Origin of the sequence: uncultured Fibrella sp., from assembly GCF_964250085.1 — a bacterium.
Classification (GTDB): domain Bacteria; phylum Bacteroidota; class Bacteroidia; order Cytophagales; family Spirosomataceae; genus Fibrella.
In genome coordinates, this window is sequence record NZ_CAXUEC010000004.1 from 520,784 (window position 1) to 539,604 (window position 18,821).

General features: G+C 53.8%; 16 protein-coding genes. 9 read left to right on the forward strand and 7 right to left on the reverse strand.

Going from position 1 to position 18,821, the window contains the following annotated elements:
• Complete coding sequence (locus ACFE8Q_RS15715; RefSeq protein WP_375446359.1) at positions 1–954, forward strand: acetyl-CoA carboxylase carboxyltransferase subunit alpha; 954 nt, start codon at positions 1–3, stop codon at positions 952–954.
• Positions 955–1,058: 104 nt separating this feature from the next.
• On the opposite strand, the gene ACFE8Q_RS15720 is transcribed toward ACFE8Q_RS15715, so the two are convergent.
• Together ACFE8Q_RS15720 and ACFE8Q_RS15725 are read right to left on the reverse strand one after the other, a co-directional pair.
• Complete coding sequence (locus ACFE8Q_RS15720) at positions 1,059–1,586, reverse strand: YfiT family bacillithiol transferase (RefSeq protein ID WP_375446360.1); 528 nt, start codon at positions 1,584–1,586, stop codon at positions 1,059–1,061.
• Positions 1,587–1,664: 78 nt separating this feature from the next.
• On the reverse strand, positions 1,665–2,012 hold the full coding sequence (locus ACFE8Q_RS15725; protein ID WP_375446361.1) for a DMT family transporter: 348 nt from the start codon (positions 2,010–2,012) through the stop codon (positions 1,665–1,667).
• 181 nt (positions 2,013–2,193) lie between these two features.
• Between ACFE8Q_RS15725 and ACFE8Q_RS15730 the strand changes: the two genes are divergently transcribed.
• Together ACFE8Q_RS15730 and uxuA are read left to right on the forward strand one after the other, a co-directional pair.
• Complete coding sequence (locus ACFE8Q_RS15730) at positions 2,194–2,574, forward strand: DUF4260 domain-containing protein (RefSeq protein WP_375446362.1); 381 nt, start codon at positions 2,194–2,196, stop codon at positions 2,572–2,574.
• A 114-nt stretch (positions 2,575–2,688) separates the two neighbouring features.
• Positions 2,689–3,876: a mannonate dehydratase gene (gene uxuA / locus ACFE8Q_RS15735; RefSeq protein ID WP_375446363.1), complete on the forward strand. Its 1,188-nt coding sequence runs from the start codon at positions 2,689–2,691 to the stop codon at positions 3,874–3,876.
• Between the two features lie 227 nt (positions 3,877–4,103).
• Here uxuA and sufB read toward each other — a convergent pair whose 3' ends face one another.
• Positions 4,104–5,597: a Fe-S cluster assembly protein SufB gene (gene sufB, locus ACFE8Q_RS15740; RefSeq protein ID WP_375446364.1), complete on the reverse strand. Its 1,494-nt coding sequence runs from the start codon at positions 5,595–5,597 to the stop codon at positions 4,104–4,106.
• A 215-nt stretch (positions 5,598–5,812) separates the two neighbouring features.
• Positions 5,813–7,762 (reverse strand): hypothetical protein, encoded by a 1,950-nt coding sequence (locus ACFE8Q_RS15745; protein WP_375446365.1) that lies wholly within the window; start codon positions 7,760–7,762, stop codon positions 5,813–5,815.
• Positions 7,763–7,893: 131 nt separating this feature from the next.
• On the opposite strand from ACFE8Q_RS15745, the gene ACFE8Q_RS15750 reads away from it, so the two are divergent.
• The 4 genes from ACFE8Q_RS15750 (at position 7,894) to ACFE8Q_RS15765 (ending at position 13,506) form a co-directional block, all read left to right on the forward strand.
• Positions 7,894–9,030 (forward strand): NAD(P)/FAD-dependent oxidoreductase, encoded by a 1,137-nt coding sequence (locus ACFE8Q_RS15750; protein WP_375446366.1) that lies wholly within the window; start codon positions 7,894–7,896, stop codon positions 9,028–9,030.
• Between the two features lie 172 nt (positions 9,031–9,202).
• Entirely contained in the window at positions 9,203–10,123 is a 921-nt protein-coding gene (locus ACFE8Q_RS15755) for a hypothetical protein (protein ID WP_375446367.1), read from the forward strand.
• A 121-nt stretch (positions 10,124–10,244) separates the two neighbouring features.
• A complete protein-coding gene (locus tag ACFE8Q_RS15760) occupies positions 10,245–11,165 on the forward strand; it encodes a hypothetical protein (RefSeq protein ID WP_375446368.1) in 921 nt (306 codons plus the stop codon).
• A gap of 52 nt (positions 11,166–11,217) precedes the next feature.
• Entirely contained in the window at positions 11,218–13,506 is a 2,289-nt protein-coding gene (locus ACFE8Q_RS15765; RefSeq protein WP_375446369.1) for a GH92 family glycosyl hydrolase, read from the forward strand.
• 151 nt (positions 13,507–13,657) lie between these two features.
• On the opposite strand, the gene ACFE8Q_RS15770 is transcribed toward ACFE8Q_RS15765, so the two are convergent.
• Complete coding sequence (locus ACFE8Q_RS15770) at positions 13,658–15,379, reverse strand: IPT/TIG domain-containing protein (protein WP_375446370.1); 1,722 nt, start codon at positions 15,377–15,379, stop codon at positions 13,658–13,660.
• Positions 15,380–15,581: 202 nt separating this feature from the next.
• The gene (locus ACFE8Q_RS15775; RefSeq protein ID WP_375446371.1) at positions 15,582–16,040 is read right to left on the reverse strand and encodes an Lrp/AsnC family transcriptional regulator; all 459 of its coding nucleotides are present in this window, start codon (positions 16,038–16,040) and stop codon (positions 15,582–15,584) included.
• Between the two features lie 187 nt (positions 16,041–16,227).
• Here ACFE8Q_RS15775 and ald point away from each other — a divergent pair, with 187 nt between their 5' ends.
• Positions 16,228–17,358, forward strand: coding sequence for an alanine dehydrogenase (ald, locus tag ACFE8Q_RS15780; RefSeq protein WP_375446372.1), 1,131 nt, complete (start codon positions 16,228–16,230; stop codon positions 17,356–17,358).
• 79 nt (positions 17,359–17,437) lie between these two features.
• Here ald and ACFE8Q_RS15785 read toward each other — a convergent pair whose 3' ends face one another.
• The gene (locus ACFE8Q_RS15785; protein ID WP_375446373.1) at positions 17,438–17,725 is read right to left on the reverse strand and encodes a hypothetical protein; all 288 of its coding nucleotides are present in this window, start codon (positions 17,723–17,725) and stop codon (positions 17,438–17,440) included.
• Positions 17,726–17,842: 117 nt separating this feature from the next.
• Between ACFE8Q_RS15785 and ACFE8Q_RS15790 the strand changes: the two genes are divergently transcribed.
• Positions 17,843–18,784 (forward strand): NAD-dependent epimerase/dehydratase family protein, encoded by a 942-nt coding sequence (locus ACFE8Q_RS15790; protein WP_375446374.1) that lies wholly within the window; start codon positions 17,843–17,845, stop codon positions 18,782–18,784.
• Positions 18,785–18,821: the final 37 nt, after the last annotated feature.

The following is an 18,821-nucleotide window of genomic DNA, read 5'->3' on the forward strand; positions in this document are numbered from 1 at the left end:
ATGAAAACCTACCTCGACTTTGAAAAGCCGATTGCCGACCTGGAAGGCCGGTTGGACGAAATGAAACGGCTGGCCGAGACCAGCAAAATAGACGTTTCAGAAGCTGTTCGCACGCTGGAAGAAAGCATCGACCGGCTTCGGCACGATCTGTTCCGGAATTTGACGCGCTGGCAGCGAGTACAGCTTTCGCGCCATCCGGACCGCCCCTACACACTCGACTACATCGAGCGGATGTGCGATCAGTTCATCGAACTCCACGGCGACCGAACCGTTCGCGACGATCCGGCGATGGTGGGCGGTTTTGGTGAAATTGATGGGCAAACCGTTATGATCATCGGGCAGCAGAAAGGACGCAATACCAAGCAGCGGCAACACCGCAACTTCGGGATGCCTAACCCGGAAGGATATCGCAAGGCACTGCGGCTGATGAAAATAGCCGAGAAGTTCAATAAGCCCATCATCACCCTGATCGATACACCGGGTGCTTTCCCTGGTCTGGAAGCTGAAGAGCGTGGGCAGGGCGAAGCCATTGCCCGCAACCTGAAAGAGATGTTCATGCTGAAGGTGCCGGTCATCTGTATCGTCATTGGCGAAGGAGCATCGGGCGGGGCATTGGGCATTGCCATCGGTGACCGTGTGCTGATGCTCGAAAACACCTGGTACTCCGTTATTTCGCCCGAAAACTGCTCGACTATCCTGTGGCGTAGCTGGAATTACAAAGAGCAGGCGGCCGAAGCCATGAAACTTACCGCCGCAGACATGAGCGCGTTTAAGCTGGTCGACGGCATCATCAATGAGCCACTGGGCGGGGCTCATCACGACCATGCTGCCATGGCCGACACCATGAAGAGAACCATTCTCGACACGCTGGCCGAACTGAACGCCATGACGCCCGAACAACGCATCGACAGCCGCATCGACAAGTTCTGCGCGATGGGTGTGGTGGTGGAATAAAGTGAGTCTTTCGTCCTCCGTCTTCTGTTGCGCCAATTCGTCGGACCGTGCTCAGGTACGTTGCCGATTATCAGCAGCGCAACAGAAGACGGAGGACGGAAGACTCATTTCAACGCCAGCCTGATATGCGCCAGGTGGTGTTGTGCATGCCAGACAACCATGTCGATTGCCTGCGCCAGCGACACGTTGATCTGTCGAAATGGGTGATAATAGGCTTTTTGTAGATCGGTCTCAGGTACGTGTTCGTAGAAATAAGCCAGCCGTTCGTGCAGCCCTTCCAACATAGCTAGTGACGGAATAATCGTCAGCTCATGCCCGTCGGGTTGCTGTGCCCAGTTGTTTACGTTGCTAAACATGCCCGGTGCAATCTCGGTCAAAGTCAGCGCGTGTTTGATGCGGAAATAATGCCACTGATGCGTATCAGCAACGTGATGCACCAGTTGCCGAACCGTCCAGGCTCCCGGCCTGTAGGTACGTTGTAGTTCTTCCTCAGAAAGTGATTCGGTACGTGTACGGTATTGAGTTGGTAGTTCGCGAAGTTGCTGAATGCGGGTTTTCAGTTCGTCGGCCGTAAAATCGGTCTGGCCCGACCAGCGGCCAATTGGAAATTGGCGGGATTCATCAGGTTGCATGTGTCAGAGGGTGAAAGTGTGCGTTGCAAACTTACGGACTCACTCAGCAGCAGCGCACACTTTCACTCTTTATCTCTTTCACTCTTTCGCTACTAGTTTCAGACCAATGATAGCTACGGCTAATAGGAAAACGAAAAATAGCTCGGTGAATGACCAGGAGGCTTTTAAAAACAGTACGTCGGCCAGTTTAATAAACACCAACGTACCTGCGGTCCAGATGCCGAAAGCGGTCGTGAGCGGAACCTGTTTGAAGGCTATATTCAGGAAGAAGACGTTTGCCAGCCCCGATACGAGGTTGATTAGTATCGGGCCAAGCACCGCCGGGCTGAAACGCAATGCGATAAGCGCGTTGAAATCGGCGTATTTCAGCGAATACGTCCAGGCTGTCTGGCAGCCAGCAGCCAGTAAAAGAGCGATCCAGGCCATAGCGCCAAAGTACGGAGTTTGAACGGGAAGCCTGTTGCCTGGGTACGTTATGAAATCGTTAAACGCAACAGTTGATTTCTTCCAGTAAAGCAATTTGTTAGCTTTTGTTAACGAGTTGAGTCTGCCCGGGGCCACACCTTTGTAGCGTAATCAAAACGTGGCCGACAAGGTCATCTATCACATGAAAACGCTCGTAAACCTTGAAGAAGCGGCTCAGTTCGCACTGTCTATTTTCCTGTTCGCCAAGTTACCTTTTGTGTGGTGGATCTACCCGGCGCTGCTGCTCGCTCCTGATATCGCCATGATCGGCTACGCCGTGAACAATACGGTTGGAGCTTTTACCTACAATCTTTTCCACCACAAAGCCACAGCTATACTGATTGCAGTAGCCGGATTGCTGCTGGCCAATAACTACCTGCTGCTCACCGGCATCATCCTTTTCGGACATTCGTCGATGGATCGGATGATGGGCTATGGCCTGAAATACAACAAAGGATTCAAGTTCACACACCTGGGGCAGCTTGATCCTCAGCGTCAGAATAAGATGCAGGCGGCGGGGTAACCACTCCCGAAAACCAGCCGGGTAGCCTGCTTAATTCAGCCCTTTACCAGTATGATTGTGCCCCTCCAGTGTTTAATGGACATAGTCGATTGACCCATCAAACCTATTTTTAGTATGGCATTAGAACAGACCTGGCGATGGTTTGGCCCACAAGACCCTGTTAGTCTGGCCGATGTACGTCAGGCAGGCGCAACCGGTATCGTATCCGCATTACACCACATTCCAAACGGCCAGGTCTGGACGGTAGCTGACATTGAGCACCGTAAAGCAGAGATCGAACGGGCGGGCTTAACCTGGTCGGTGGTGGAGAGCGTACCTATCCACGAAGACATCAAAAAGGCGTCGGGAAATTACAAACAGTATATCGAGACGTATAAAGAATGTCTGGTGAACCTGGCGCAATGTGGCATCGATACGGTCTGCTACAATTTCATGCCCGTGCTCGACTGGACCCGCACCGACCTCGACTATCAACTGCCCGACGGCTCGCGCGCGCTTCGGTTCGACACCACCGAATTTTGCGCCTTCGAGGTCTATATCCTGAAACGGCCGGGTGCCGAAAAAAGCTACACAGCCCAGCAACTGAGCCGGGCCAAAAGCTGGCTCGACGGAGCCGACGACGGGGCCGTGCAGAAGCTAACCCGCAACATCATCGCCGGGCTGCCCGGCAGTGAAGAGAGTTTCACCCTGGAAGCGTTCGCCGACGTACTGACCACCTACGATACCGTTGACGAAGCGGCTTTACGCGCTAATCTGTATTCGTTCCTGAAAGAAATTACGCCCGTTGCCGAAGAGGCCGGTATCCTGCTGGCCATTCACCCCGACGACCCGCCTTTCCCGATTCTTGGCTTGCCCCGCGTAGTGAGCACCGAATCGGATGCCCGTCAACTGCTGGCGGCCTACGAAAGCCACCATAACGGTTTGTGTTTCTGCACGGGTAGCTACGGCGTTCGCGCCGACAATGACCTACCCGGCATGGTTGAGCGGCTGGGTAACCGCATCAATTTTGTCCACCTGCGGGCCACCCAGCGCGACGCAGACGGCAATTTCCACGAAGCTGACCACCTGGCGGGCGACGTAGATATGTATGGTGTGATGAAAGCCCTGTTGCTGGAACAGAAACGCCGGATTGGCGAAGGTCGGCAGGACCTGCGTATGCCTTTCCGCCCCGACCACGGCCACCGCATGCTCGATGACCTGAACCCAACCAAGCGAACAAACCCCGGCTACACCGCTATTGGTCGCCTTCGTGGCCTGGCCGAACTACGCGGCCTGGAAATGGGTATCGAGCGGGGGTTGTAGGCATGAATTTTTTCTTGTTTGGTGTTGATGTATTGTTGCTTTCGCTGGGCCCTTCGACAGGCTCAGGGTGACAGTCCTACTCAAGGTCATCATGCACCTGTTGGCTGTGTATTATCACCCTGAGCGGAGTCGAAGGGCCACGCGAAAGCAACACACCATGAACATAAAAAAGGGCAGACATTGAGTTGAACTCGTGTCTGCCCTTTTTTATGTACTAGTTTATAAACTTACCCTACTGAACCCTCCAGGCTGATTTCCAGTAACTTCTGGGCCTCAACGGCAAACTCCATCGGGAGTTGGTTCAAAACTTCCTTGGCGTATCCGTTAATAATCAGGGCAACGGCCTGCTCGGTTGGAATACCGCGTTGGTTGCAGTAGAACAACTGATCTTCACCAATCTTCGATGTGGTGGCTTCGTGCTCAACCGTGGCCGACTGGTTCTTTACCTCGATGTACGGGAACGTATGCGCACCGCACTTATCGCCCAGCAGCAGCGAATCGCACTGCGAGAAATTCCGGGCATTATCAGCCCGTTTCATAACCTCGACCAGCCCGCGATACGAGTTCTGGCTTCGGCCCGCCGAAATACCTTTCGATACAATCCGGCTCTTCGTATTCTTACCGATGTGCACCATTTTGGTACCCGTATCGGCCTGCTGCATGTTGTTGGTCACCGCCACTGAATAAAACTCGCCGATCGAGTTATCTCCTTTCAGAATAACCGATGGGTATTTCCAGGTGATCGATGAACCGGTTTCAACCTGCGTCCACGATATTTTGGCGTTGGTGTGGCAGATACCCCGTTTGGTCACGAAGTTATATACCCCACCCAGCCCGTTTTTATCACCAGGATACCAGTTCTGAACGGTCGAGTATTTGATTTCGGCATTGTCGTGGGCGATCAATTCCACACAGGCAGCATGCAACTGATTTTCATCGCGCATGGGGGCCGTACAGCCTTCCAGATAGCTCACGTACGAACCTTCGTCGGCCACGATCAATGTCCGTTCAAACTGACCGGTACCGGCCGCGTTGATACGGAAATACGTCGACAGCTCCATGGGGCAACGAACGCCTTTCGGAATATAGCAGAACGAACCGTCGGTGAAAACGGCGGCATTCAGGGCGGCGAAGTAATTGTCTTTCGCCGGAATAACCGATCCCAGGTATTTCTGAATCAGTTCGGGGTGATCGTGAACGGCTTCGGAGATCGACGAGAAAATGATGCCTTTCTCAGCCAGTTCTTTCTTGAAAGTCGTGGCTACCGAAACCGAATCCATGACGGCATCAACGGCCACGCGCGGCCGCTCGATGGGGTTACCATTGGCATCGACCGGCTCATCGACTACACCCGACAACCGCTTTTGCTCAGACAGCGAAATACCAAGCCGCTCGAAGGTGCGGCGCAGTTCAGGGTCGATCTCATCGAGTGAGCCAACCGTTTTCTGCTGCTTCGGTGCTGAGTAATAGATAATATCCTGATAATCAATCTTGGGGTATTTGACGTTTGGCCAATGCGGCTCTTCCATCTCCTGCCACATATGGAACGCCTTCATCCGCCAGTCGAGTAGCCATGCCGGTTCATTTTTCTTGGCAGATATGAAGCGAATAATATCATCGTTCAGCCCTTTGGGAGCTTCGTCCGCTTCAATCAGGGTTTCAAACCCGTACTTGTACTCGGCGTTGGTAATGCTCTCTAAGAGTTCAACTTCTTTGCTCATGATTGGTTGGCGATTGCCGGTAAAAGCGAGCGAAACGTGAAATCCGTTCGCTCCTGTTTAAGAACGTATCGTACAAAATTAACAAAATCGCGCAAGGCTCTGTTCCTGTGCGTTGAAATAAGGTTGGTTGATGTGGGTACGGTTGGTTGACGCATGGCGGGCAGCACGATGGGCCGCCCGCCATGCGTCAACCAACCGTACCCACATCAACCATTTCAAGAAATCCTGTATACACGACAATTGCTTTCTTCGAAAACCAGCATACCCGTACCCAATAGGGCAGGTACGTCACCAACGGCGGCGGTGAACAGGTACGTCTCTCCTACTCGCCAAGCCAGCGACGTGCCAGTAGTAGATTCGCTATCCGGTTTCTGTAGCCATGTAACGGGCTTATCTACCACCTCATTCCAGATTTGTTCGGCAAAGGCGCGCATCCGGCCAATCGCGGCGAATTGATCCGCGTTTTGGCCCCACACAAACGGGCCATGCGTCACCTTGTCGGGTTGGGCGTCATCGGCTACCCGGAATACGTAGAGTTTGGTGTATTCTTCGTTGGCTCCCCGCTCGTCGTGCTGGTTACGGACTTCGAAACCCAACGACACGTAGCTGGGCAATGCGGGCAGAAACAGGCTGACGAAATACCGGAACAGGTTGCCGGTGCGGTAAAATTCATCGAAGCGCGGGTCGTCTTTGTCGGCGGTCATGACGGTAAAATTTGGCGCAAATTTCCGCGTTTCGGCCAGTTCCAGGTACGTGCATAACTGCTTGTTGAACGTACCCAACCCCACCACCATCGACTGTAGATCACCCAGCGTACTATCGGCGTCGATGGCTTCGAGGTGATCTACTTCGTTGCCATACGCCATCGTGTCGGGCGGGGCCAGAAACGTTTCAGCGAAGAAGGCAAAGTGCGGCGTACCCTTTTGTACGTAGTGTTTGATCGTGCGCAGCGGGTCATAATACGCATCAGGCGTGGCGGGTACACCTTCCGGGCGTAGTTGCACATGAGCCATATCGCCCCGCATGAAATCGAAGCCGAACCGTTGCTGACAGGCGTTCACGTTCTGGCAGATATACTCCCAGGCGGGCTGGTTCGGGCGGTCGAAATCAAGCTGCCAGTCGCGGTTGTCGTTCAGGCTATGGTAGAATTTGTAACGCGCCAGTGGGCCAAAAACGCGCGAAAATTGCTGCGGCTGGTTGAAGCTGTACTGATACCAGATTTGTCCGAATTCATCCGTTACAAAATCGTCGGGCACGATGTGTAGGCCACGGTAGGGCGGTGCCATGGTCATGGGCAGGGTTTCAAATCCCTGCGCCGTGAGGTGTTTAATAAGATCGAGGCGCCGTTGCAGACGCCCGCCGTAATCGCCGGGCCGCCCGAATAGAATCAGGTGGCGTTGCTCGTCGGTGAGCAGCGGAATCTGGGTGGAGAAGAAGACGCTTTTCGAATACGTGATCGGGCTCTCATCGGCAGTGCCGTGCTGGTGCAGAAACTGCCAGATCACCTCTTCTACAGGCCGATATACGGTTGAGGAGTGATCGATCAGCCGGTGGCCGTCGCGATGAACCCATTCAAACAGGGCGGGATGAACCAGCGCCATTTCAGAAAATCGATCGGTATGCGGAATCACGTCCATGCCCACCGTCCGGCCCATTGCGTGAATCAGGTTTACCACGACCTTCAACTGCTTGTCGACCGTATCGAGCGTAGGAATGAACCTGGCCAGATCGACGCTGTAAAATTCGGGGTTGATCTGCCAGCTCACCATGCCGTAGAGGCTACCCACCACGCCCGGCTCCCAGATGGGCAGCAAGTGAATACTATCGTAGCAGGCAGGCAGCGTGAGTATGTAATTGATCACGTTCCAGAACGAGCCAATGGTCCGCACATTGATGCCCACCATCCGGCTGTGGGTCAGCCACTGCCCGTTATCCCGACCCAGCACCGGCGAGGCCACGCTTTGTTGCGGGTCCAGTGCCTTGCGCATCAGGTCGGTGCCCAATCGTTTTTGCAGAATGTCCAGCGTTTGATACACCGAAAACTGCACGGCTGTCTGGGGCAGTAGATTAGATACGTAACTTTTCTTACCCGACTGATAGTCACTCAGGTACGTTGGATACTGGCGTTGCCAGTCGGCGTGAAGTGTTTGAATAGAGGTCGGCATAAAGCAAATGTAAGTTTTCGCCACAGAGTTACGCTGAGAAAACAGTGGGGTACACGGAGAAAATAGGGTAATCTGTATCACTCGCCGTTTTCTCGGCGTAACTCTGTGGCCCCAAAACCGGTTTATGTAGTATGCAGGATGTAATTATCATTGGCGGTGGGCTGGCCGGGCTGGTCAGCGCGCTCGAACTGGCGCGGGCCGGATTTGGTGTTACACTTGTGGAACGGAAGACCTACCCGTTTCACAAGGTCTGCGGCGAATATGTTTCCAACGAAGTACGGCCGTATATCGAATCGCTGGGCGTTGATCTGGATAGCCTCGATGCCGCCCGAATCACGAGCTTCTGGTTATCATCACCATCGGGAAAGCTGCTCACGGCCCCGCTCGATCTGGGCGGTTTTGGCATTTCCAGGTACGTCCTCGACGACCGGTTGTACCAGCTTGGCCAGGCGGCGGGCGTCGATTTCCGGCTTGGCCAAAGCGTTGCCAGCGTTCACTTTGCTGATGATCAATTCAGCGTTGGCATGGCCAACGGCGATACCCTGTCGGCTCGGCTCGTGCTGGGTACGTTCGGCAAACGGTCAACGCTGGATAAGGCCTTGAACCGGGCGTTTATGCAAACCCACGGTTCGGCATCCCGGTCGCCCTACGTTGGCGTGAAATACCACATCACCGGCATCGATTTCCCGAAAGACGTCATTGCCCTGCACAACTTCCCGGACGGCTACTGCGGCATGTCGGCCATTGAAGCAGACAAGTACTGCCTCTGCTACCTGACCACCCGCGCCAACGTGCGGCAACATGGCAGCATCGCGGCGATGGAGAAAGCCGTGCTGCACCGAAACCCACATCTACGGGCTGTTTTTGAGGAAAGCACGTTCCTCTACGACCGCCCCGAAGTGATCAACGAAATATCGTTTGCGCCCAAAGAGGCTGTCGACAACCACATACTGATGGCGGGTGATGCGGCGGGCCTGATCACTCCCCTTTGCGGCAACGGCATGGCAATGGCTATTCACGGAGCCAAACTCGCCAGCGGACTGGCGACTCGGTTTCTGCGCCATGAACTCACCCGACCCGAGCTGGAACGTACCTACCAAACGGGCTGGTCGGCCTTGTTTAGCCGACGGCTTTGGGTGGGTCGTACTGTGCAGAAACTCTTCGGCCAGTCGTGGCTGAGCGAAGCAGCCGTGGCCGCGTTTGGCACTGTCAAACCGGCATTACGCACGGTGATGAAACAGACGCACGGCCAGATCATTCCGGTTTGAGCCGGATGTTGACTGCTGGATATTGGCCTGAAAGATCTGACTAGTGAGTACGCTGGTTAATTCATCATGTCCAACGTTCGGCATCCGGTATCCCATTTGCTCAAAAAGCCACTAAGTCAATCATATCCGGCGAATAACTACGTTGAAGTAGTAGTTCAACGCTGTCCCGACTATGATCTTGAGACTATTCCAACTGCCCGTCCTGCTCCTGTTAACAGGTACATGGGCCTGTCAAAAATCAGTTGATCCAACAGTGGCGATGGTGCCTGCCGTTCCGCAAAGCACGACGCCCGCCAGTACCACGGCCCCGGTGGGCAGCACAACGATCCTGTCGGCGGTATCTGATCTATACGCTCAGTTTGCTACGCCCCTGCCGACATCGGCCACGCAGCGTATTCGGGAAATCAATGTATATAAAGACACCCTCCTCATTGCCAAATCGGCCTTTCGCTACGACCAGGCGGGCTTACTGACCTCACGTACGTTTACCGAAGGTCGGGTAAACGGTGTAATTAGCCGGGTTGTTTCCTACACATATGATACGGGTGCGCGGCTGGTTCGAGAGACAGTTACGAACCTGGAAAGCAACGGGTTACCAACCGAAGCACCCACCAGTATTACCGAATACGACTACGCCGAAGGCTTATTGACCTCTGTTTCCCGAAAATCGCGGGTTTCGTTTTATCCGCTCAACCTAAGCGGCCGGATTACCTACCGCTACACGGGTAAGACGCTGACGAGAGCCACGTCAATTAACTATTACAACACCCTCTGTTCCTGCAATACAACGTATCCGACCGATTCGACCAGGCAACTTTTTTCGGACAACACCAAACAGGCAACACGCATTGATTCCGTCTGGCTCGTCTGCCCGCCAACCGCCGCGTGTTCAAGCCAGTTTAGCCGCCAGATCACCACGCAAACAGAACGGGACGCCAAAGGAAACGCCGTACTGATTCAGACCAATGCCAACAATCAGCCAGTTGCAAAGTACACCTACACGCATCAGTACGAAGGGCCAAATGGGCTAATCAGTGGCTCTACCAATCAAACTCTGGGCCTACGCTACGCGTTTGTCTATGAATCGAAGTAACTGACTTTCGTTGCCTATTCTTAGAGCAAAGAAGGAGCAGTGCTTAGTCAACATAAGGTGCTTTTTTATATATTCAGGAGCCGGTAAACTTGTTCCATCCCTCGATTTAAGTGCGCACTTTATGAAGAAGTCATCCTTACTCTATGTTAACTTATTGCTGGTCAGTTTTTTGTACTCTTGCGAGCCCGGCAACGTACCGGTTCCGCTTCATATAGAGCCGAGCCCGGCAGCGTTTGTTTCTGGAGACTTACCAGCCGCAACTATTCTTTTCTCGCCCTTTTATGCCACCTATCAGGCATCGGCCAACTACCGGTTAGCGGCAATCAGCGCGTCTATTATAGGCAATCCGAAGGCCGACAGCAGTGCACTGAAGTTTGTATATCAAGGCAAGCAGTTGATTGATAAAAAGCTACGGCCGGTTGGCTCCACTGCACTGGTTGACCTACCCCGGCGGCTAACGTTCAACCCGGATAACCAACTGATTACCGATGAAGCAGCCGTTACCTCAATCTCCAGCCAGACGGGTACGTATGGTAATGCCCGTACCGAATATACCTACGAGGGCAATGCTGTGAAGCGTGCCATTCGTTACACAGTATCACCTACCGGGACGCTCGTTCCCGCCGTCGATGTCACATATACGTACCTGAATGGCCGGTACAATTCGGCGGTTATAAAAAGCTTCGTTTCCCCGCAGTATCCATATGTATCGGCAGCGACACAATTTACGCTCCAACGTACCTACAGCTACTCGGCAGATGGCCGAAGCCTGACCATTGCAGACAATGGCAGAGCAGTTATTATCGACGCGAAACTTGATGAACGGGGTACTATTCTGTTTGAAGAACAGCGATTTCCCATTGCTCCTGAAGGTTATCTGCCGGTCTTCCTGACCAACAGTCTTCAGGATGCTAATCTATACCCACACAAAGCCGGCACTGACTGGTACGACTATGTGTATGACGGTCCAGATGGATTAATCAGTGAAGTTTACAATCGTTCAAGGGGCATCAGGTACCGCTTTATTTATCAGCCTAACTAAGCTTTTCCTGCCCCTGAAGCCGTATTTTCGGCAAATGGACATAACTTGAATCATGATCAAGTTATGCTTTACTCTTCTTTTGCAGGGCGTCTGCCTGCTTTCCTTCGCTCAACAAAATCTGGTCCCCTACGTCCGTCCGCTGATTGGCACCGAGAAGATGGGGCATACGTACCCAGGCGCTACCGTTCCCTTCGGTTCCGTTCAGTTAAGCCCCGACAGTGATACGCTTTCCTACGATTTCAATGGAAAATACAACGGCGACGTGTACCGGTATTGCGCGGGTTATAAGTACGAAGACAAAACGATTGTTGGTTTCAGCCACACGCACTTCAGCGGTACGGGCCACTCAGACCTGGGCGATTTCCTGATCATGCCTACACAGGGCGCGTTACAGCTCAATCCGGGGGTGGCAACAGACCCGAAAAGTGGCTACCGATCGGCGTTTTCACATGCCAACGAAGTGGCTCAGGCGGGTTATTACAAAGTCAAACTCGACGATCATGCCATCACGGCCGAGCTGACCGCGTCTCAACGGGTGGGCTTTCACCAGTACACCTTTCCCAAATCCGACCAGTCGCACATTATCCTGGATCTGGCCGCTGGTATCTACAATTACGACGACAAAACCGTCTGGACATTTGTGCGGGTGGTGAACGATACCCTCGTGACGGGCTACCGGCAAACCAACGGCTGGGCACGTACCCGGACGGTCTATTTTGCCCTTTCTTTCTCGAAACCATTTAAATCGTACGGGCAGAAAAACCTCGACAAGGCACAGGTATACCGGGGTTTCTGGCGCAAATTCGATCAGGCGCATAACTTTCCCGACATCGCCGGTAAGCGCATCCGTATGTATTTCGACTTCGATACCAGCGAGGGCGAACAGGTAAAACTGAAGATGGCCCTCTCGCCGGTCAGTCAGGAAAACGCACTGGCCAACATGCGGGCCGAAATTCCGCACTGGAATTTCGAACAGGCAAAAACCAAAGCGCAGACCGCCTGGAATCAGGAACTAAACAAAATTCAGATCGACGCGGCCGACGATGATAAGGTAAATTTCTACACCGCCATGTACCACGCCTTCATCAACCCGACCACCTACATGGACGTTAACGGGCAGTATAAAGGGCTGGATCAGGGCGTGCATCAGGCCAGCGGATTTACGAACTACACTACGTTTTCGCTCTGGGATACGTACCGGGCGCTGCACCCGTTTTTCAATCTCATGCAGCCCGCCCGCAACAACGACATGGTGCAGTCGATGCTGAAACATTACGACCAGAGCACATTGAAAATGCTGCCGGTATGGTCGCACTATGCCAACGATAACTGGTGCATGAGTGGCTACCACAGCGTATCGGTTCTGGCCGACGCCGTGATCAAAGGCGTATTTAAAGGCGACGCAAACCAGGTGCTCGACGCCTGCATCGCTACCTCGAATCATCGCAGCTATGAAGGCATCGGCGACTACATCGACCGGGGTTACATTCCGGCCACAGCCAACGGCACGTCGGTATCGAACACGCTGGAATACGCCTACGACGACTGGTGCATTGCCCAACTGGCCAAAAAACTGAACCGGCCCGACGTGTATGCAACGTACCTGAAACGCTCGGAAAACTGGAAAAACGTCTACGACGCGTCGATCGGCTTCATGCGGCCGCGCCTGGCCGACGGTTCGTTCAAGCCGTCGTTCGATGTGTTCGCAACGGATGGTCAGGGTTTCATTGAAGGTAACTCCTGGAACTTCAGCTTCTTTGTTCCGCAAAACCCCGCAGCGCTGGTCACCACAATGGGTGGCCCCAAAAAATTCGCCGCCCGGCTCGACACGCTGTTCGCCATGCACCTGCCCGACAGGTTTTTTGCCGAAACGGAAGACATCACCCGCGAAGGCATCATCGGCGGCTACATCCACGGCAACGAACCGGCCCACCACATCGCGTATCTCTACAACTGGGCGGGGCAACCCTGGCGCACACAGGAACGCATTCGGCAGATTCTTCGCATGCAGTACAAACCGACACCCGATGGCCTGGGCGGCAACGACGACTGCGGCCAGATGAGCGCCTGGTATCTGTTTTCATCCCTGGGTTTTTACCCCGTAGCCCCCGGCTCGTCCGATTATTCACTGGGCAGCCCGCAGGTGAAGAGCGCCCGCCTGTCGATGGAGAATGGCCAGACATTGACCATCGACGCGGTGAATCAGAGCGATACAAACGTGTACGTCTCGAAGGTAACGTTCAATGGTACCACGCTTTCACAACCAGTTATCACCCACGAAGACCTGCTAAAAGGCGGAAAACTCACGTTCTACATGAGCGCGAAGCCAACGAAAAAGTAGGTGATTTTTCCGTTGGCTTCGCGCTTGTGGCCCTTCGATAAGCGCGAAGCCAAGCTGGCACAAAAAAGGCCCTCCACTTACGTAGAAGGCCTTTTTTGTGTTAGCACCCGATCCTCTAAGGCATCCGAAAACCCTGGAGGCTTAAAAACGCTTACCGGTCGTAATCGGTAGTCTGCGGGTTGAAATTTGTCCAGCCTGAAATCCAGTTTTCCGTGCCGAAAGCGCCCCGGTAGGTCGTTTGAGTGAAGAACGAACTGGTGAGTTTACCACCAGTGACAGCACCGCCCAGCAACGTTGATCCTGTTTGTGGCAGGAAGTTCGGTGCCGATGTGCTGAAGTTGGCCGAGTTGAGCATCAAGGCACCAATATCACCCGAGCCAACGAGCTGATTCTGCCGCGTAGCCGTGGTCAGGTACGTGTTGGCGGCGGCATCGGTAACGGCCAGGCCACCCACAACCGGCGACAGTGTGTTGGCAAACACGTTGCCGCGCAAGTCAATAATACCGGCCGTACTGGTCAGGCTGGCCCCGATTCCGGTTACGCTGCCTTCAAACCGAACGCCTTCCGGGTAGCCGTAGATCAGCGAATTGTAGATGCTGATACCCGTGTTGCGGCGCAGGTAAATGCCCGATTGGTAGTAGCCTAAAATGGCCGAAGCCGCCGTGATGGCAACGGGCGTTGTGCTGGTGCCAAAGTTGCTCATATTCGCAAACACCGGGGCCGTTTGTGGAAGGCCATTCTGGCGGGTCAACGGCGTTCCGTCGGCATTTTCACCCGGATCGTAGTTCTGTGATTCAAAGCCATTGCTTCCCGACGGATCGGCCACGGCCGCATCGCGCAGAGCAACGCCAAACTGAACCTGGCCCGTGTAGCCCCAATCGGTGCTCCAGTCGTCGTCGGTAGCGCGGTTGGCTACCAGGTATTTAGCCTGAGCCGTGCCGCCAAACCAGGCGTAGGCATCGCCGCTGCTCTGGGTTACCTGCACATGGTTTATGACCGTGCCGTTACCAACGCCAATCAGGGTAAGGCCTCCAAGTTTGCCGTTGGGCGTGCCGCGCTGCCCCGTTCCGGCATACTCGATCCGAACATACTGGAGAGAGCCGCTATTATCTTCCGGCTCATTATAGGTCTCGGCGTTGCCCCGAACACCCCCAAAATAGGTGGTGCTGCCTGGTCGGTTTGTAGGCGATTTCCCAATAAGCACTATGCCGCCCCAGTCGCCGGGGAAACGCTGACCAGCCGCTTTATTCGACGTAAATACGATTGGTTCACTGGCGGTGCCATTGGCGATCAGCTTGCCCACCCGCTCAACCACCAACGTACCTGCGTTGCTTTGTCCAGTCGGATCAAGATCGGCACCGGCCCCCTTGATGACCGTACCAGCCTGGATGGTCATGGTATAGTTGGCCGCTACGTACACGAAGCCCCGCAACAGGTAAATGGTATCTTTCGACAAAGTACGGTTTCGGAAAAATGTCCCCTGTAGCTCAACGACGGGCTTCAGTGGTTTAGGAGCAACCGTAAATGAGGTAGGACTCTGAATAGCAGCGGATCCGCTTACGGTTACGGAAATGGGGCCACTTTGCGCGCCAGCGGGTATGGTCACCACAAGGCGGGTGGCCGATGCTGACACGATCGTGGCCGTTACGCCACCAATGGTGATGGTGTTACTGCCCGGTGTGGTGCTGAAGTTGGTCCCGTTGATGGCGATGGTGCTACCCACAGGTGCTGTGGCCGGATCGATGCTGACAATAGTCGGCACAACAGGCGGAGGAGGCGTTGGGTCGGGTGTTGGGTTTTTACAGGCGGCGAAGCAGGCAAGCAGCCCAAAAAACAGCCAGAAGGCATGAAGCCGTCGTGGAGAAGTTCTCATAACAAAGAAGCATAACGTGAATGACCCGGCCAACTTTCGGGAGACCTGTCGATTCAAGTTACGGCAAACGGCTGGTTCTAGTATGTCACCTTCTTCATAATGTTATCTAACGCCCCATTTTTCCCATAGGGTAATATCCTTTCTCTGAATTAGCCTATTCCTGCCAGTTTCGCAGCGGTCTGCTTCGCATCAGTTCTGTTGTTTACACGGGCACAGCAGTGGTATTTTTCACTTCAGCCATAACGAAGAAACTGCTGATGTGCACAATACCGGAAATAACCGACAGGCGTTCGCGGTAGAACCGGTTGTAGGCGTCCATGTCCGATACGATGACATGGATGAGGTAATCGAACGTACCCGAAACGAGGTGACAGCTAAGCACTTCCGGCAAGTCCAGCACCGCCCGGTCGAACCCCTCAAACGTGTCGGCGGTCTGCTTATCGAGCGTAATCTGGCAGAAAACAGCCAACGGGTTACCAATTTTCTTTTTATCCAGCACGGTAACGTACCTGGCAATGACCCCTTCGCGTTCCAGCCGTTTTATCCGTTCATGAACGGGCGTCTTCGACAAACTGATCTGCTGGCCAATCTCCTGAATAGTCAGGTGGGCATTGGCCTGTAGCAGGGTGAGTATGGCCCGGTCAATTTTATCGAGTTCCATGATCAACAGAGTCTAGCGGAAAAATGGACAGACAGCAGTAGTAAAAACGGTAACATAAAGAATTTTATCCTGCCAGACGCCTTATATCCCACACAATTTCCCAAATATATACCATAAGCTAGAAAACAGTAATTGGTTTTTTACTTTTGTACGTATCAACACAAAGCACTCTCAACTCCAGAATAGTATGGTAATTGGCGTCCCCAAAGAGATCAAGAACAACGAGAACCGGGTGGCTTTAACGCCAGCGGGTGTGGCCGAACTTCGCAAGCACGGGCACACAGTCTATGTACAGGTCAACGCCGGGGTTGGCAGCGGTTTCAACGATGATGAATACATCGGAGCCGGTGCTACTATGCTACCTACCATTGAAGACGTGTACGGCATTGCCGAGATGATCATCAAGGTGAAGGAGCCAATTGCCCAGGAATATCCGCTTATCAAGGAAAACCAACTGTTGTTCACTTATTTCCACTTCGCCTCGTCGGAAGAACTGACGCATGCGATGATTGAAAAGGGAGCCGTTTGTTTAGCCTATGAAACGGTTGAAAAAACCGACCGGAGCCTGCCGCTGCTGGTTCCAATGTCGGAAGTAGCCGGTCGGATGGCCATTCAGGAAGGAGCCAAATACCTGGAAAAACCACAAAGAGGCCGTGGTATTCTGCTCGGCGGTGTACCGGGCGTAAAACCTGCTAAAGTGCTTGTGCTGGGTGGTGGTATTGTTGGTACACAGGCGGCCCGTATGGCGGCTGGTCTGGGTGCCCATGTCACCATCATGGATGTTAGCCTCCCACGCCTGCGCTACCTCGCCGATGTGATGCCCGCCAACGTCGACACCATGATGTCGAACGAATACAGCATCCGGGAAGAGATCAAAACATCCGACCTCATCATTGGCGCCGTCTTGATTCCTGGAGCTAAAGCGCCGCACCTGATCACCCGCGACATGCTGAAACTGATGCGTCCCGGTACGGTGCTGGTCGACGTGGCCGTTGACCAGGGCGGTTGCATTGAAACCTGCCGCCCCACCACCCACGAAGATCCGACGTTCATCATCGACGACGTGGTGCATTATTGCGTAGCCAACATGCCCGGTGCGGTACCGTATACCAGTACCCTTGCCCTCACCAATGCCACGCTGCCTTACGCTTTGCAACTGGCCAACAAAGGCTGGCTGAAGGCCTGCCGCGACAACGCCGAACTGAAAGTAGGCCTCAACGTGGTAGAAGGTAAAGTGGTGTATAAAGGTGTGGCCGATGCGTGGGGCCTGCCGCTGGTTTCTGTAGACGATTTGCTGACAGAAGGAGTTCTGAACTAAGATATTACTAATTCATCGACGAACGCAGGCCGCTCCCTTTTGGGAGCGGCCTTTTTTTGTGGCTGGGTACGTTACCCGGTTACAGGTACGTAGCTACCAGTTCTTTCCACTCATCTTGCAAACTGCCTTTGAACGTAGGTTTGCCGGCGCGGCGGTACCAGTAGCCGGCGTTGAATGTATCGCCTTCTTTTCGGTGCAGATACGCGTGAAGATGATCATACGAAGGCGTACCTTCTTTCAATTGAGCAATATTGTGCGCCGCCACCCATTCGCCGCGTGCGTCATGCCAGAGCGCTTCCAAAATTGGATTTAGGCCAGCAGGCGGGGTTTTGTCGTGCAACGAGGCGGTAAACTGATCTATGTTCATGAATAAAAAAAGACTGGACTGGTACTACATACGATGTCGGGTACTACGTGATTTTTCATAGCTTGCATTTCCTGTACGTACCTATCAATCAGGTATGTGGTCATAATCAGCAGCTATATGCAAACAATTCTCGGCTCGGGTGGTGCTATCGGTATCGAAGTAGCCAAAGCCCTCACCAGCTATACCGATACAATCCGGCTTGTGAGTCGTACGCCTAAGAAAGTCAATGAGGGGGATCTTTTGTTCCCGACCAACCTCGATGACCCGGCTCAGGTGATGAAAGCCGTTGCCGGTAGCCAGATTGCCTACGTTACGGTTGGCTACGACTACAACACAAAACTATGGCAGGAAAAATGGCCTGTGCTCATCAAAAACGTGGTCGATGCCTGCATTCAGCATCAATGCAAGCTGGTCTTTTTCGATAATATCTACGCCATCGGCGGCGACAATGTAATGCATATCACCGAGAGCTCGCCCATGAGTCCGTGCAGCAAAAAAGGCGACGTTCGCGCTGCGGTTGACCGGTACATTCTGGAAGCTGTAGAGGCGGGTAGACTCGACGCCATCATTGCGCGGGCACCTGATTTCATGGGACCTGTCAAGCAAACCAGCCTGACGATGAACCTGATCTACGATAACCTGCTGAAAGGTAAAAAAGCCCAGTGGTTCTGCAACGCCGACCGGATTCACTCCACCGGCTACACACCCGACCTGGGTATCGGCACGGCCATGCTGGGCAACACCCCAACGGCCTACAACCAAATCTGGAACCTCCCTGTCGACAGCCACGCACCAACCGGCAGGGAATGGGTTTCCCTGTTTGCGCAGGAGATGCCCACATCGAAAGCGCCAGCGGGGGTTCAGGTGCTGCCGGGTTGGGGTATGCGGGCACTGGGTCTGTTCGTCCCTATCCTGAAAGAAATGTACGAGATGCGTTACCAGTATGATCGCGACTATTTCTTCGATTCGGCCAAGTTCAACACTGCGTTTGGTTACGTACCTACAACCAACGCCGAAGCCGTGAAAGAAACAGTAGCCACGCTAGCCGCAGCCGCTTAGTGCCTGCTGCATACGGCTAGCGGCGCATTTCCTTATC